A 16,141-nucleotide genomic window follows, 5' to 3' on the forward strand; every position below is an offset into this window, starting at 1 on the left:
GCCAAAGTGCGATGCGGTTTGTTCCCGCGTTTGCGCGGTGACTCACCCCACAGGAAAACCGCAATCGCCACCCATAGGCGGCGAGACAGCAAAGGAGAGGCAATGACGACCGGCATCGGCTTCAAGGATACCGACCGCAAGACGAGCGAATTGCTCGAGGACATCATTCACGCGATCAAGGGCGAGCACATCACGCTGCGCGATCTTCTGGCGATGATGGGCGAAAGCGGCCTCCTGCTTCTCTGCGCCTTCCTGTCCTTGCCCTTCCTGTTTCCGGTGTCCATTCCCGGCGTCTCCACGGTGTTCGGCGCCGGCATCGTGCTGATCAGTGCGGCGATCACGCTCAACCGTCTGCCCTGGCTGCCGGCAAAGGTCGCCGACCGCAGGCTCGAAAGCAGCAAGCTCCGGCCGGTGCTGGAGCGCGGCGTGACCTTCCTGCGCAAGATCGACCGGTTCTTCAAGCCGCGCATGATGAGCCTTGCCTCCGGCGCGGTGATGAACCGTATCAACGGTCTCGTGTTGATGGGAGCGGGTATCCTGCTCATGGCGCCGCTCGGGCTCATTCCCTTCTCCAACACCTTGCCGGGTGTTGCGATCCTGCTGCTCGCCGCCGGCATTTCGCAGCGCGACGGGCTGATCGTGCTGGCCGGCTATGTGATGGTCGTGCTGACGATTGTCTACTTCGCGGCGCTCGGGTTCCTGGCCTATAGTGCGGGCAACAGTTTCTTCGGGTGAGGTCGATTCCAGTCGCATCGCTGATTGCCGAGTTGGGCAACGCCCTCTCCTCCGTCATCCTCGGGCTTGAGCCGAGGATCCATACATCCGCACTGTCTCGCTTGTGGCGTGGGTCCTCGGGTCAAGCCCGAGGATGACGGAGGGGAGGGGCCGGCTAGGAAAAGCGCTTGTGGTTGGGAGACGATGCATTCGCTTGAATAAAAGGCCGGGGCGAAAACCCCGGCCTTTTCGTTTTCACTCCGCAGCCTGCTTGGCCATCGGGTTGTTCGGATGGGTCGTCCAGTTCGCATAATTCGGATCGACCGTCTTGCCGGTGCGCTGGTCGAGCGTGCCGGGCTCCAGGCCGACCATGGTGATGCAGTTCTCGACGGGGCAGACGTTGACGCAGAGATTGCAGCCGACGCACTCGTCCTCCATCACCTCGAAGTGCCTGACACCATCGACGAACTGCGTGATCGCCTGGTGCGAGGTGTCCTCGCAGGCGATGTGGCAGCGGCCGCATTTGATGCAGGCATCCTGGTCGATATGGGCCTTGGCGATGTAGTTGAGGTTGAGATACTGCCAGTCCGTGACGTTCGGCACGGCGCGGCCGCAGATGTCGTCGAGATTGCGGTGGCCCTTGGCGTCCATCCAGTCGGACAGGCCCGTGATCATCTCCTGCACGATCTTGAAGCCATAGGTCATGGCTGCGGTGCAGACCTGTACGTTGCCAGCGCCGAGCACCAGGAATTCCGCCGCGTCGCGCCAGGTGGTGACGCCGCCAATGCCTGATATCGGCAGGCCGTAGGTTTCCGGATCGCGGGCGATCTCGGCCACCATGTTGAGCGCGATGGGTTTTACCGCCGGGCCGCAATAGCCGCCATGGGTGCCCTTGCCGCCGACCGTCGGGTTCGGCGCGAAGGTGTCGAGATCGACCGACACGATCGAATTGATCGTGTTGATCAGCGACACGGCATCGGTGCCGCCGGCCTTGGCGGCGCGGGCGGGCTTGCGCACATCGGTGATATTCGGCGTCAGCTTGGTGATGACGGGCATGCGTGTGTATTGCTTGCACCAGCGCACGACCATCTCGATATATTCCGGCACCTGGCCGACGGCGGCACCCATGCCGCGCTCGGACATGCCGTGCGGACAGCCGAAGTTGAGCTCGATGCCGTCGGCGCCGGTCTCTTCCACCAAGGGTAGGATCGCCTTCCAGCTCTCCTCCTCGCAGGGCACCATGATCGAGGCGATCAGTGCCCGGTCCGGCCAGTTCATCTTGACCTGCTTCATTTCGCGCAGGTTGGTGTAGAGGTCGCGGTCCGTGATCAGTTCGATATTGTTCAGGCCGAGCAGGCGGCGGTCGGCGCCCCAGATCGCGCCGTAGCGCGGGCCGTTTACGTTGACAACCGGCGGGCCTTCCTCGCCGAGCGTCTTCCAGACAACGCCGCCCCAGCCCGCCTTGAAGGCGCGCTCGACATTGTAGGCCTTGTCGGTCGGCGGCGCAGAGGCGAGCCAGAACGGATTGGGCGATTTGATGCCGACGAAATTGTTGCGAAGATCAGCCATGTCTCATCTCCTCAAGCGACGGCAGAGGCCGGCTGCGCACCGGCAGCGAGCATGCGGTTGATCGAATCGGCCGCGTCGCGGCCCTGGGCGACCGAGGTGACCGTCAGGTCCTCGCCCGCCTTCACGCAGTCCCCGCCCGCCCAGACATTGGCGACCGAGGTGCGGCCTTCGCTGTCAATGGCGATGCGGTTGCCGGACAAAGCGAGCGCGCCGAGGCCGGCCGCCTCGAAGGTCTGGCCGATGGCCTTGAAAATCTGGTCGGCGGTGAGAACACCCGTCTCGCCGGTGCCGGCGAGACTGCCGTCCTGCATCTCGGTATATTCCATCTCGATCCCGGCGACCTGACCGTCGCGGGCGATCACCCGCTTCGGCTGCAGCCAGTGGCGGATCATCACGCCCTTGGAGGCGGCCAGATCCTGCTCGAAGGGCGAGGCGTTCATGTGTTCCTTGCCGCGACGGTAGCAGATCGTCACCTCCTCGGCGCCGAGCAGCTTTGCCTGCACGGCGGCGTCGATGGCCGTCATGCCGCCGCCGATGACGACGACGCGGCGGCCGACCGGAACGTTGGCCTTGTCCGTCGCCTGGCGCAGTTCCGCGATGAAATCGACCGCGTCATAGACGCCGGGCAGGTTTTCGCCTTCCGCACCGAGCGCATTGACGCCGCCCAGCCCCATGCCGAGGAAGACGGCATCGAAATTGGCGGTGAGGTCTGACAGCGTGAAATCCCGGCCGAGCTTCAGGCCGTTCTTCACCTCGATACCGCCAATGGCGAGCACGTAATCGACCTCGCGCTGGGCGAACTCATCGACCGCCTTGTAGGTCGCGATGCCGTATTCGTTGAGGCCGCCAGCCTTTTCGCGGGCTTCGAAGATCACGACGTCGTGGCCTTCCACGGCCAGCCGGTGGGCGCAAGCGAGACCGGCCGGGCCGGCGCCGACGACGGCGATCGCCTTGCCGGTACGCGCGGCGCGCTCGTAGAAATGCTGGTTTTCAGTGATTGCGACATCAGTCGCATAGCGCTGAAGGCGGCCGATTTCCACCGGGCGGTGCTCGGCGGTGTTGCGCACGCAGGCCTGTTCGCAGAGCGTCTCGGTCGGACAGACGCGGGCGCACATGCCGCCCAGAATGTTCTGGTCGAAAATGGTCTTCGCCGAGCCGATCGGATTGCCCGTCGAGATCTGGCGAATGAACAGCGGAATGTCGATGGAGGTCGGACAGGCCGTCATGCACGGCGCGTCATGACAGAAGTAGCAGCGATCGGCTGCAACCAGCGCCTCATGGTCGTCGAGGCGCGGGTGGAGGTCGGAAAAGTTCGTTTCGTATTCGGCAGGCGTCAGACGCCCCCGATGGATCCCAGATTGCGTCGTTCCCATGATTATCTCCCATTCGCGTGGGCTTTTTGAATAGGAGAACGGTAACTCAGCTTTATTTTTTTATCAAACGGTAAAACTTCAGAAAAAACGCTGGTTTTTCAGGGCGTGCAGTAAAAATAAACATGAGAAATTCGGTTATGTTTTCCGCCCGTCAGTAAAGCTTAGCGTCCTTGCCTGTCCTTGCTGCGCCATCAGATGACGTTTGACAGGTGACGAGAAAAGATGCAGCAAATCAGGACAAAGAAGGGGAATGAAATGGCGAAGCGGACGGAGACGGCCGGACGGCTGGACGATGCGGCACGGGCCGGCTGGCTCTACTATGTCGCGGGCCGAACGCAGGACGAAATCGCGTCCGCCATGGGTATTTCCCGGCAGTCCGCACAGCGCCTGGTTTCGCTCGCCGTCGCCGAGCGTCTGATCAAGGTGCGGCTCGACCATCCGATCGCCCAATGCCTGGAACTGGGCGAGGAATTGCGCAAGAAATTCGGTCTCGTGCATGTCGATATCGTGCCGAGCGATTCCGGGTCGGGCTCTACGACCGTCGGTATCGCCGAGGCGGGAGCGGTGGAAATCGAACGCTGGCTGAAGAAATCCGAGCCAATCGTGCTGGCGGTTGGCACCGGGCGCACACTGAAGGCCGCTATCGACCAGTTGCCGACGATGGAGTGTCCGCAGCACCGCATCATGTCTCTGACCGGTAATATCGGGCCGGATGGTTCGGCGTCCTACTATAACGTCATCTTTTCGATGGCCGATGCGATCAAGGCGCGACACTTTCCGATGCCGCTCCCAGTTCTCGTTTCCTCTGCGAAGGAACGTGATCTGTTGCACAAGCAGAGCCTTGTGCAGACGACGTTGCAACTTGGGCGGGAAGCAGACGTGGCCTTCGTAGGTGTCGGTCAATTGGGTGAGGATGCGCCTCTGTGCCTCGACGGCTTTCTCAGGCCTGAAGAGGTGAGCCAGGTGATGGACGAGGGAGGAGCCGGCGAGATTTGTGGCTGGATCTTCGACCGTAATGGTAAATTGCTCGGGGGCAGCATCAACGAGCGCGTCGCCTCCGTGCCCTTGCCGCCGCGTGAAACGACGACAGTCATCGGCCTCGCCAAGGGCAAACGCAAATATCTCGCCCTTCTGGCCGCCCTACGTGGCCGCATGATCAACGGCGTCATAACCGACGAAGCGACGGCGCGTTACCTGCTTTCGGCCTGACCTGAGGCGTTTCCGCGTCTTCCTGAACGCGTTCTCCAAACAGAAATTTCCCATGCGATTCAATGGTCGATGCCCTGTCTTGTGCGGTGCAGCAACGATTGGTCGTTGACTCCCTGTGTCAATTTATGGGTAATTGCTCACGAGCGAAGCAAATGCTCATAACTCTTCTGGGAGGAAGATGATGAATTTGAGAACCCTTATGCTGGGCGTCAGCTCGGCTGCTCTCCTGTGCAGTTTCGCCCATGCCGAAACGCTGACCATCGCCACCGTCAACAACGGCGACATGGTGCGCATGCAGGGACTGACGGAAGATTTCACCAAGAAGAACCCTGACATTCAGCTCGAGTGGGTGACGCTCGAGGAAAACGTGCTGCGCGAGCGCGTCACGACCGACGTCGCGACGAAGGGTGGCCAGTACGACATCATGACGATCGGCACCTATGAAGTTCCGATCTGGGCCAAGCAGGGCTGGCTGGTGCCGCTCGACAATCTCGGCGCCGATTATGACGTCGACGACCTGCTGCCGGCCATCCGTTCCGGTCTGACCGGCGAGGACGGCAAGCTCTATGCCGCGCCGTTCTACGGCGAAAGCTCGATGGTCATGTACCGCAAGGACCTGATGGAAAAGGCCGGGCTCACCATGCCCGACGCCCCGACCTGGGAGTTCATTGCGGACGCGGCCCGCAAGATGACCGACCGTGCGGCCGGCATCAACGGCATCTGCCTTCGCGGCAAGGCCGGCTGGGGCGAGAACATGGCCTTCCTGACGGCAACCGCGAACGCCTTCGGCGCCCGCTGGTTCGACGAGAAGTGGACCCCGCAGTTCGATCAGCCGGAATGGAAGAACACGCTCGACTTCTACGTCAAGCTCATGAACGACGCCGGCCCGCAGGGCGCTTCCTCGAACGGCTTCAACGAGAACCTGGCGCTGTTCCAGCAGGGCAATTGCGGCATGTGGATCGACGCCACGGTCGCGGCTTCCTTCGTCTCCAACCCGAAGGAATCGACGGTCGCCGACAAGGTCGGCTATGCGCTGGCTCCCGATACGGGCCTCGGCAAGCGCGGCAACTGGCTCTGGGCCTGGAACCTCGCGATCCCGGCTGGCTCGCAGAAGACGGCATCGGCCGAGAAGTTCATCGCCTGGGCAACCAGCAAGGACTACACCAAGCTCGTCGCCGAGAAGGAAGGCTGGGCAAACGTACCTCCGGGCACGCGCTCCTCGCTCTACGCGAACGAAGAGTACCAGAAGGCAGCACCCTTCGCGAAGATGACGCTCGACTCGATCAATGCGGCTGACCCGAAGAACCCGGCCGTCAAGCCGGTGCCCTATGTCGGCGTGCAGTTCGTCGCGATCCCGGAATTCCAGGGTCTCGGCACGACGGTCGGTCAGCTCTTCTCTGCAGCCCTTGCCGGCCAGATGTCGGTCGATGATGCCCTCGCACAGGCACAGTCGGTCACGACACGTGAAATGACCCGCGCCGGTTACATCAAGTAACCAACCTCCTCCCCCAAGGACAGGCTGCCCGGAATGCGTTCCGGGCAGCCGTGAAAACGGGGTGCTTCTTCCGGCGCGGCGTGGCCCGCCGCCGCCCGCGCCGGATTATCCAAAGCAGTGACGAGATATCTGGGGTTCCATCCATGGGAGGGTGGAAAACCTGTCCGGCGCCTGACGCGGCCGGCGAAACGGGGAGGTCACGACGATGGCGACGGAGAACACGCGCGGTTTGGCGCGGATGATGCTTGCACCCTCTGTGGGTTTGCTGTTGATCTGGATGATCGTGCCGCTGGCGATGACGCTGTGGTTTTCGTTCCAGAACTACAACCTGCTCAACCCGGCCAATGTCAGCTGGGCGGGCCTGTTCAATTACCAGTATTTCTACACCGATCCCGCCTTCTTCCAGTCGATCTGGAACACGCTTCTGATCGTGGTCGGCGTGCTGTTCATTACCGTCATCGGCGGTGTGGGCATCGCATTGCTGCTCGACCAGCCGATGTGGGGGCAGGGCATCGTGCGCATCATGATCATCTCGCCCTTCTTCGTCATGCCGCCGGTGGCGGCACTGGTGTGGAAGAACATGATCATGCATCCGGGCTACGGGGTGCTGGCCGACATCAACCGGGCGCTGGGTCTGCAGCCGGTCGACTGGTTCGCGCAATATCCGCTGTTTTCGATCATCATCATCGTCGCCTGGCAATGGCTGCCGTTCGCCACGCTCATCCTGCTGACCGCCTTGCAGTCGCTCGACGGCGAGCAGAAGGAAGCGGCCGAGATGGATGGTGCCGGCTTCGTCTCGCGCTTCGTCCACCTGACGCTGCCGCATTTGGCACGCTCGATCACCGTCGTCATCCTGATCCAGACGATCTTCCTGCTCGGCGTCTATGCGGAAATCCTCGTCACCACCAATGGCGGCCCGGGTTATGCCTCAACCAACCTGCCGTTCCTGATCTATCGCACCGCGCTCCTCGGCTACGACGTCGGCGGCGCCTCGGCCGGCGGCATCATCGCCGTCATCCTCGCCAATATCGTCGCCTTCTTCCTGATGCGCGCCGTCGGCAAGAACCTCGACAAGTAGGGATAGGAGGAAACCACCATGGCTAGAGCCGTTTCGACACGACGCACCGTCATCTTCACCATCGCCGCCTGGATCGTCGCGCTGATCATCTTCTTCCCGATCCTCTACACGATCATCACCTCGTTCAAATCCGAGACCGAGGCGATCAAGGGCTTCAACATCATTCCATCGGGCACGATCGAGAGCTATGCCGCCGTGCAGGCGCAGAGCAACTACTTCAAGTTCTTCCTGAACTCGGTCATCCTGTCGCTCGGCTCGACGCTCCTGGCGCTGCTGATCGCGGTGCCCGCCGCCTGGTCGATGGCGTTTTCGCCGACCGCCAAGACCAAGGACATCCTGATGTGGATGCTCTCGACCAAGATGATGCCGGCCGTCGCCGTGCTCGTGCCGATCTACCTGCTGTTCCGCGACTTCGGCCTGCTCGACAGCCGCATCGGTCTCACCGTCATGCTGACCATGATCAACCTGCCGATCGTGATCTGGATGCTCTACACCTACTTCCGCGAAATTCCGGGCGAGATCCTGGAAGCGGCGCGGATGGACGGCGCGTCGCTGTGGGGCGAGATCGTCTATGTGCTCACCCCGATGGCGGTGCCGGGCATTGCGTCCACCATGCTGCTCAACATTATCCTGGCCTGGAACGAGGCGTTCTGGACGATCCGCCTGACGACGACCAATGCCGCACCGCTGACGGCCTTCATCGCCTCGTTCTCCAGTCCGCAGGGGTTGTTCTGGGCGAAACTCTCGGCCGCCTCGACGCTCGCCATCGCGCCCATCCTGATCATGGGATGGTTCAGCCAGAAACAGCTTGTCCGCGGCCTCACCTTCGGCGCCGTGAAGTAGAAACAGGACGGGGAGGATTATCCATGGGCAAGATCATTCTGAAGAAGGTCAACAAGTCGTTCGGCGCCACGCAGGTCATTCCGGGCATCGACCTGACCATCAATGACGGCGAGTTCGTCGTCTTCGTCGGCCCCTCGGGCTGCGGCAAGTCCACGCTGCTGCGCCTCATCGCAGGGCTGGAAGACACCACGAGCGGCTCAATCGAGATCGACGGCCGCGACGTCACGGGGGAAGCGCCGGCCAAGCGCGGTCTTGCCATGGTGTTCCAATCCTATGCGCTCTATCCGCATATGAGCGTCGCCAAGAACATCGCCTTCCCGCTAAAGATGGCGAAGATGGATCAGGCGGCCATAGATAAGAAGGTGACGGAAGCGGCCCGCGTGCTGAACCTCACCAACTATCTCGAGCGCCGTCCGGGCCAGCTGTCCGGCGGTCAGCGCCAGCGTGTCGCCATCGGCCGGGCCATCGTGCGCGAGCCCTCGGCCTTCCTGTTCGACGAGCCCTTGTCGAACCTCGATGCGGCGCTGCGCGGCACGATGCGGCTGGAGATCTCCGAGCTGCATCATCAGCTGAAGACGACGATGATCTATGTCACGCACGACCAGGTCGAGGCGATGACCATGGCCGACAAGATCGTCGTGCTGAATGCCGGAAACATCGAGCAGGTCGGCTCGCCGCTCGATCTCTACAACAAGCCCGACAACCTGTTCGTCGCCGGCTTCATCGGCTCGCCGCGCATGAACTTCGTCAAGGGCGAAGCTGCGAAGCCCTACAACGCGCCCACCGTCGGCATCCGCCCGGAACATATCAAGCTCTCCAAGGAGACCGGCAGCTGGAAGGGTGTCGTCGGTGTCGCCGAACATCTCGGCTCCGACACGTTCCTGCATGTCAATGTCGAGGGCATCGGCATGATGACCGTCCGCGCCGACGGCGACTTCCCCGTAACGCATGGCGATGCCGTGTGGCTCACACCAGACGCAACACGCATCCATCGCTTCGATGACAAGGGACTGGCAATCCGATGAAAAGACTTGAGGGAAAAAGCGCGCTGATCACCGGATCGGCGCGCGGCATCGGGCGCGCCTTCGCCGAGGCCTATGTGCGGGAAGGGGCGCGGGTCGCGATTGCCGATATCAATCTGGAGCGGGCCAATGCGACCGCACAGGAGATCGGCCCGGCAGCGTATGCGGTGCAGATGGACGTGACGAAGCAGGAGTCCATCGATGCAGCCATCGGTGCCTGCGTGAAGGAGGCCGGCGGGATCGATATCCTCGTCAACAATGCCGCGCTCTTCGACCTCCAGCCGATCGTCGAGATCACGCGTGAAAGCTTCGACCGGCTCTTTTCGATCAATGTCGCCGGCACGCTGTTCACCCTGCAGGCGGCGGCAAAGCAGATGATCGCTCAGGGCCGTGGCGGCAAGATCATCAATATGGCGAGCCAGGCCGGGCGTCGCGGCGAGGCGCTGGTCGGCGTCTACTGCGCGACCAAGGCGGCGGTGATCAGTCTCACCCAGTCGGCGGGGCTGAACCTCATCAAGCACGGCATCAACGTCAATGCGATCGCGCCCGGTGTGGTCGATGGCGAGCACTGGGACGGCGTGGACGCGCTCTTCGCCAAATATGAAAACCGACCGCGCGGCGAGAAGAAACGGCTGGTCGGCGAAGAGGTACCCTTCGGCCGCATGGGAACGGCCGACGACCTGACGGGCATGGCGATCTTCCTGGCCTCGCAGGAGAGCAACTACATCGTCGCGCAGACCTACAATGTCGATGGCGGCAACTGGATGAGCTGAGCGCGCAGCTCGCGCGCCCGGCACAGGCATAGACCGGAACAAACCGGAAGGAATGGACCACATGACCACGAAACTGTCGCTCGCCACTCTTCCGGCGGTCTCGAAGACCGCCAGCATCCCGGCCTATGCGCGTGAAAATCTCGCGGCGGGCGTCGTCCATTTCGGCGTCGGCAATTTCCACCGGGCGCACCAGGCGATCTATCTCGACGACCTCTTCAATCTCGGCCTCGACCATGATTGGGCGCTGATCGGTGCGGGCGTTCTGCCCTCCGACGCAGCGATGCGCGACAAACTCGCCGGCCAGGATTTTTTAACCACCGTGGTCGAGCAGGACAACAACCGCTCGGGCGCCCGCGTCACCGGGGCGATGATCGACTATCTCGCGCCGGGCAATGCGGCGGCGACCGTTGCCCAGCTCGCCGATCCCGCCATCCGCATCGTCTCGCTGACGATCACCGAGGGTGGCTACTTCATCAATCCGGCCTCCGGCATCTTCGATCCGGCCCATCCGGCGATTGCCGCCGATGCCGCCAATCCGTCCGAGCCGAAGACGGTCTTCGGTCTCATCCTCGCTGGTTTGAAAGCCCGCAGGGACAAGGGCATCGCGCCCTATACCGTCATGTCCTGCGATAACATTCCGCACAATGGCAAGGTGACGCATGCGGCTGTATCCGGTCTCGCGCGCCTGTCCGATCCTGCGCTTGCCGACTGGATCGACGCCAATGTCGCCTTCCCGAACGGCATGGTCGATCGCATCACCCCGGCGACGGGATCGCGCGAGATCGGCATCGTTGCCGACGATTACGGCATTGACGATGCCTGGCCGGTGTTCTGCGAGGAGTTCAAGCAATGGGTGCTCGAGGACAAGTTCCCGGAGGGCCGTCCGGCGCTGGAAAAGGTCGGTGTGCAGTTCGTGCCCGATGTCGCGCCCTATGAGCATATGAAAATCCGCATTCTCAATGGCGGCCATGCGGCGATCGCCTATCCGGCGGCGCTGCTCGACATCCATTTCGTGCACGAGGCGATGGAGGATCCCGATATCCGCGCCTTCCTTGCGAAGCTGGAACTGGACGAGATCGTGCCAGTTATCCCGCCCGTGCCGGATACGGACCTCAGGGACTATTTCGGCCTGATCGAGCGCCGCTTCTCCAACCCCAAGATCGCCGATACGATTCCGCGTCTGGCGCAGGACGGTTCCAACCGCCAGCCGAAGTTCATCCTGCCCTCGACCGCCGACCGGCTGTCGCGCAAGGAGGACGTCACCGGCCTGGCGCTCGTCTCGGCGCTCTGGTGCCACTATCTCGCGGGCACGACCGACAGCGGCAAGGCCATCAACTTCAACGATCCCAATATCGACCGCATTCACGCGGCGGCGATGGCGGCCAAGGCCGATCCCGAGGCCTTCCTTGACCTCAAGGATATCTTCGGCGCGGTGGCGGAGTCGGACCTCTTCCGCAAGCGCTTCACGAACGCCCTGACGTCGTTGCAGCAGAAGGGCACGCGGGCGACGCTCAGGCTTTATCTTGAAGACAGACTGGGCAATTGAGGAAACCCCAAAGTATCAGGGGCTTTCCATCGGGAAGGCCAGACAGTAGGACGGGGGCCTGAACACGGAACGGGAAGCCATGGCCGCCACAGCGACTGAACTGGTCATTTTCGATTGCGACGGTGTGCTGGTCGACAGTGAGCCCATCTCGCTTGCCGTATTGGTGGAGGCGCTTGCCGCGGCCGGTGTCGCGATGAGCGAGGAAGAGGCGCACGCGCGTTTTCTTGGCCGCAGCCTGAAAAGCATGTCGGAAATCCTGCACGACGAATATGGCCTGGCGATCGATACGGCTTTCCTGGACTCCATGCGCAAGGTACTTTACGAGCGTTTCCGCGCAGAGTTGCGCCCGATCGACGGCATTGCCGAGACGGTGGACGGGCTCGGTATCGCCTATTGCGTGGCGTCGTCGAGCCAGCCGGAGCGTATCCGTCTGTCGCTTTCCGTTACAGGCCTCATCGATAAGTTCGAACCCAATATTTTCAGTGCCAGCATGGTTTTGCGCGGCAAGCCGGCGCCCGATCTTTTTCTGCATGCGAGTGCAGCAATGGGGGTTGAACCCGGGTTTTGCTTGGTCGTGGAAGACAGTCCGGCCGGTATTGAGGCGGCAAAATCCGCAGGCATGCGGGTCGTTGCCTTCACCGGCGGCTCCCATGCACGTACGCCGCGCCATCGCGAGACGCTGCTCGACCTGAAACCCGATGCCTTGTTTGACGACATGCGGGATTTGCTCCAGTTTGTCCGCAGCGACAAGGCGGGCGGGAAAGAGTATTGATGCGTGATCTGATCGTTGCGGTGGACATCGGCACGGGCAGCGCCCGGGCCGGCGTATTTGATCGGAGCGGTGCGTTGCTCGGCCGGTCCGAGCAGGCAATTGCGATGCGCAGGCCTAGCGCCGACCGTGCCGAGCATGATTCTGAAAACATTTGGGAAGCGGTCTGCACGGCGGTGAAGGCGGCCTGCGCTATCGCGGGCGCGCCAGCGGCGCGTGTTGCGGCACTTGGCATAGATGCGACCTGTTCGCTGGTGGTGCGTGATAAAGCCGGGCAGCCGCTCGCCGTCTCGGCCGGCGAGGACGCGCGCTGGGACACGATCGTCTGGCTCGACCATCGCGCCGTGAAGGAGGCGGAAGTTTGCACGGCGACGGGCCATCCGCTGCTTGCCCATTCCGGCCGGGTCATGTCGCCGGAGATGGAAATGCCTAAGCTGATGTGGCTGAAGCGCAAGCGGCCGGACGAATGGGAAAACTCCGGCTACTTCTTCGATCTCGCCGACTTTATCACCTGGCGTGCGACGGGTTCGAATGCCCGCTCTCGTGGGACGTTAACGGCAAAATGGAACTACCTTTCGCATGAGGAGCGGCCGTGGAATGAAAGCTTCCTCAACGCGATCGGGCTTGAAGATGTACGTGAACGCGGATCCCTTCCAACGGAAACGGTGGCTGTCGGCGACCCGATCGGCCGATTGACGCCGGAGGCGGCGGTAGCTCTCGGGCTTGATAAGGACTGCATCGTTGGCGCGGGTCTTATCGATGCTTATGCTGGCACCTTTGGTGTGCTCGGCCCATTCGCCTGCGAACCGGAAACGCTCGAGCGGCAGCTGGCGCTGATCGGCGGCACGTCGAGCTGCATCGTCGCTTTCTCGCGTGAAAAGCGCTTCGGCTTCGGTATGTGGGGACCTTACTACGAGGCTGTGTTGCCAGGCTGGTGGTTGGCCGAGGGCGGGCAGTCGGCGACGGGTGCGCTGCTCGATCATCTCCTGCGCACCCACAGCGCCGGCGGTGAACCGACGGCGGCGAACCATGCCCGCGTTATCGCGCGCATCCGCGAGCTTCAGGCGGAAGAGGGCGAGGATTTCGCCGCGCGCCTGCATGTCCTGCCGGATTTTCACGGCAACCGCTCTCCGCTTGCCGATCCGCACGCGCTGGGTGTGATCAGCGGCCTTGCGCTCGACGCCTCCTTCGACGGGCTCTGCCGGCTCTACTGGCGCGCTTCCGTCGCCATTGCGCTCGGCATCCGTCATATCCTCGACAAGCTCGGCGAGGGGGGCTATCCGCTCGATACGCTGCATGTAACCGGCGGCCATGTGCGCAACCCGCTGCTGATGGAGCTTTACCGCGATGTCACCGGTTGCCGTGTCGTGGTGCCGGAGACCAATGATGCGGTGCTGCTCGGCACGGCCATGGTAGCGGCGGTTGCCGGCGGGCTGTATCCGGACCTGCCGGCTGCGGGCGCCGGCATGTATCCGGGCGGCAGCGAATATGCGCCGGACCCCGCGCGAAAGGCGGGCTACGACCGCGACTATCGCCGATTCCTCGCCCTCTATCGGCACCGGGCGGAACTCGAAGCGATCCTCTGAAAAATATTTTGAAAAAATTTGCAACCGCTGGAACCAATTTTGGGTTCGCGTGTTTTTCAGGCGTCACCGGTCTGCGCATATCCCCCAAGATGCGAGGCCCTCGATCGGTGATCGACCACGATACCGTGTCCCCCTCCGGTCCGTGGGTACTCAAGCAGCCAGTGCCTTTCGAAGGCGCTGGCTGTTTTCTTTTGTGCCCTGTGTTTTTGTTTTGCCGCATTGTCCGACGCCGAAGCGGGATCGCTTCGGCTGGAAATACTCCAGCCATATCCAGAAATGGAAAGGCAGCGGTGGGCGTGCCGTCCCACCGCTGCCTGCCGCGCCGCCGCCGCGGCTATCCGGGAGCGAGATCAGGCCGCTGCGCGGGTCTGCGGCGTGAAGAGAAGGGCCTGGTTGATCAGGACCTTCACTTGTTCCGGGTTGAAGGGCTTGGACACGAGGAAGGCCGGTTCCGGCCGTTCGCCTGTCAGAAGCCGTTCCGGATAGGCGGTGATGAAAATAACCGGGATATCGGTGCGCGACAGGATCGTGTTGACCGCGTCGATGCCGGAAGAGCCGTCGGCGAGCCGTACGTCGGCCAAAACGAGACCCGGCCGGCTGTCACTCCACAGAAGTTCGGCTTCAGCCTGCGTGCGGGCGATGCCGGTGACACGATGGCCCATGCCGCTCACCATATGGGCAAGGTCGAGCGCGATCAGCGGTTCGTCCTCGATGATCATGATGCCGGTTTCCGTCTGTGCTGCGATTTCGGCGAAGGCCGCATCGAGCAGGGCGCGGATGACGCTGATTTCCGCTTCGAGGATTTCCGCTGTCTTGTCGACGGCAAAACCTTCCACGGTGGCGAGCAGCAGGGCCTGGCGGCCGAGCGGGGGAACGCCGGAAAGGTCGAAAGGCGCTTCGACACCGGGCCTGAGCGAACCCGCGCCGCGGCTCATCGAGACGGGGAGGGAGGAGATAATGCGGCTGAGCAGGCCGAAAAGCGTCGCCTTATCGTCCCCGCCTTCGGGCATGGCCGAGGGATCTATAAGGATGGTTTCCAGCGTGGCGGCGACATAGGCGTCGCCGGAGGATTGGGTGCCCGTGAGCGCGCGTGCGTAGCGGCGCAGAGCCGGAAGGTGCGGTCCGATGCGGTCGGAAATCGGCATGATGTGTCCCCTGTTTTCGATTTGCTGCAATGGCAGTTGACGATTTGAACGCGGGAACCAAATTTAGGTTCCGGGGACGGGAACTTTTTTTGCTGCGGGGCATTTCCAAGCTGAAATCGACTTATGGCGCGGTGCAACGATGAAAGTGGCCAAGAGTGAATAGTTTAGACAGTCAAAAGACCGGGAGAAAATCTCCCAAGAGGGCGGATGACCCCAATGCGCAGATCGCGACGAAGCTGCGCGCTTTTTATCATTCCGTACAGGACGAGACGCTTCCCCAGCGTTTCCTCGATCTTCTCGAAAAATTGGATGCTGTCGAAAACAGCGTTCAGCGGGCAGAGTGAGGAAAACGATGGAACAGGGACAGACGACTTTCAAGCGCGAACTCCTGGCGGTACTGCCAAGCCTCCGCGCCTTCGCCATTTCCCTCATCGGCCGCCACGACCAGGCCGACGATCTCGTTCAGGACACGATCATGAAGGCCTGGGCGAAGCAGGAACAGTTCGAGATGGGCACCAATATGAAGGCCTGGCTCTTCACGATCCTGCGCAACGAACTCTACAGCAAGATGCGCAAGCGCGGCCGTGAGGTGCAGGACAGCGACGGTCTCTTCACGGAGAACCTCGCGCAGCATCCTTCGCAATACGGTTCCCTCGACATGCAGGACTTCAAGAAGGCGCTGGAAAAGCTGCCGGACGAACAGCGCGAGGCCATCATCCTCGTCGGCGCGTCGGGTTTTTCCTATGAAGAAGCGGCGGAAATCTGCGGCTGCGCGCTCGGCACCATCAAGAGCCGTGTGAATCGTGCCCGTCAGCGCCTTCAGGAGCTCTTGCAGGTCAGCGGTGAAAGCGACTACGGTCCGGACGCCGTCTCGGCGCCGATCACCTCGCGCGCCTTCGCCTCCTGACGGAATAGAACAAAGAGCCGCCCGCCATCATGGCGGGCGAGCCATAAGGTGAGGGGATTGCGGCGAGGGATGCGTCTGCCGGCGGAGCCGGACCGAAACGGACGCGGAATCG

At 62.4% G+C, this 16,141-nt stretch carries 15 protein-coding genes; 12 read left to right on the forward strand and 3 right to left on the reverse strand.

From position 1 onward, the window contains the following. The first annotated feature begins 102 nt into the window (after positions 1-102). Entirely contained in the window at positions 103-735 is a 633-nt protein-coding gene (locus tag AC27VQ_RS08620) for an exopolysaccharide biosynthesis protein (protein WP_313524350.1), read from the forward strand. A 234-nt stretch (positions 736-969) separates the two neighbouring features. Here the strand turns inward: AC27VQ_RS08620 and preA are convergent, their stop codons facing one another. Continuing rightward, positions 970-2,283, reverse strand: coding sequence for an NAD-dependent dihydropyrimidine dehydrogenase subunit PreA (gene preA, locus AC27VQ_RS08625; RefSeq protein ID WP_488715954.1), 1,314 nt, complete (start codon positions 2,281-2,283; stop codon positions 970-972). 11 nt (positions 2,284-2,294) lie between these two features. Continuing rightward, on the reverse strand, positions 2,295-3,656 hold the full coding sequence (locus tag AC27VQ_RS08630) for an NAD(P)-dependent oxidoreductase (RefSeq protein ID WP_488715955.1): 1,362 nt from the start codon (positions 3,654-3,656) through the stop codon (positions 2,295-2,297). A gap of 255 nt (positions 3,657-3,911) precedes the next feature. On the opposite strand from AC27VQ_RS08630, the gene AC27VQ_RS08635 reads away from it, so the two are divergent. From AC27VQ_RS08635 to AC27VQ_RS08675, 9 genes are all read left to right on the forward strand, one after another. Then, positions 3,912-4,865, forward strand: coding sequence for a sugar-binding transcriptional regulator (locus tag AC27VQ_RS08635; protein ID WP_488715956.1), 954 nt, complete (start codon positions 3,912-3,914; stop codon positions 4,863-4,865). 181 nt (positions 4,866-5,046) lie between these two features. Further along, positions 5,047-6,360, forward strand: a complete 1,314-nt coding sequence (locus tag AC27VQ_RS08640; RefSeq protein WP_488715957.1) for an ABC transporter substrate-binding protein — start codon at positions 5,047-5,049, stop codon at positions 6,358-6,360. A gap of 205 nt (positions 6,361-6,565) precedes the next feature. Beyond that, positions 6,566-7,438: a carbohydrate ABC transporter permease gene (locus tag AC27VQ_RS08645; protein WP_488715958.1), complete on the forward strand. Its 873-nt coding sequence runs from the start codon at positions 6,566-6,568 to the stop codon at positions 7,436-7,438. Between the two features lie 18 nt (positions 7,439-7,456). After that, positions 7,457-8,281 (forward strand): carbohydrate ABC transporter permease, encoded by an 825-nt coding sequence (locus tag AC27VQ_RS08650; RefSeq protein WP_488715959.1) that lies wholly within the window; start codon positions 7,457-7,459, stop codon positions 8,279-8,281. Between the two features lie 23 nt (positions 8,282-8,304). Then, positions 8,305-9,306, forward strand: a complete 1,002-nt coding sequence (locus AC27VQ_RS08655; RefSeq protein WP_488715960.1) for an ABC transporter ATP-binding protein — start codon at positions 8,305-8,307, stop codon at positions 9,304-9,306. Beyond that, a complete protein-coding gene (locus AC27VQ_RS08660) occupies positions 9,303-10,076 on the forward strand; it encodes an L-iditol 2-dehydrogenase (RefSeq protein WP_421590232.1) in 774 nt (257 codons plus the stop codon). The genes AC27VQ_RS08655 and AC27VQ_RS08660 overlap by 4 nt, the downstream gene beginning before the upstream one ends. A gap of 61 nt (positions 10,077-10,137) precedes the next feature. Beyond that, positions 10,138-11,622, forward strand: coding sequence for a mannitol dehydrogenase family protein (locus AC27VQ_RS08665; RefSeq protein ID WP_488715961.1), 1,485 nt, complete (start codon positions 10,138-10,140; stop codon positions 11,620-11,622). 79 nt (positions 11,623-11,701) lie between these two features. After that, entirely contained in the window at positions 11,702-12,394 is a 693-nt protein-coding gene (locus AC27VQ_RS08670) for an HAD family hydrolase (RefSeq protein WP_313524378.1), read from the forward strand. Next, positions 12,394-13,977 carry an FGGY-family carbohydrate kinase gene (locus tag AC27VQ_RS08675; RefSeq protein WP_488715962.1) on the forward strand — a complete coding sequence of 528 codons (1,584 nt, stop codon included), beginning with the start codon at positions 12,394-12,396 and terminating at the stop codon, positions 13,975-13,977. The genes AC27VQ_RS08670 and AC27VQ_RS08675 overlap by 1 nt, the downstream gene beginning before the upstream one ends. Before the next feature lie 350 nt (positions 13,978-14,327). Here AC27VQ_RS08675 and AC27VQ_RS08680 read toward each other — a convergent pair whose 3' ends face one another. After that, a complete protein-coding gene (locus AC27VQ_RS08680) occupies positions 14,328-15,122 on the reverse strand; it encodes a response regulator (protein WP_488715963.1) in 795 nt (264 codons plus the stop codon). Positions 15,123-15,277: 155 nt separating this feature from the next. Here AC27VQ_RS08680 and AC27VQ_RS08685 point away from each other — a divergent pair, with 155 nt between their 5' ends. Beyond that, complete coding sequence (locus AC27VQ_RS08685) at positions 15,278-15,466, forward strand: NepR family anti-sigma factor (protein WP_313524386.1); 189 nt, start codon at positions 15,278-15,280, stop codon at positions 15,464-15,466. An 8-nt stretch (positions 15,467-15,474) separates the two neighbouring features. Then, complete coding sequence (locus tag AC27VQ_RS08690; RefSeq protein WP_313524389.1) at positions 15,475-16,029, forward strand: RNA polymerase sigma factor; 555 nt, start codon at positions 15,475-15,477, stop codon at positions 16,027-16,029. The last annotated feature ends 112 nt before the right edge of the window (positions 16,030-16,141 follow it).

The organism is Shinella sp. 20P9.1.1, assembly GCF_057798995.1.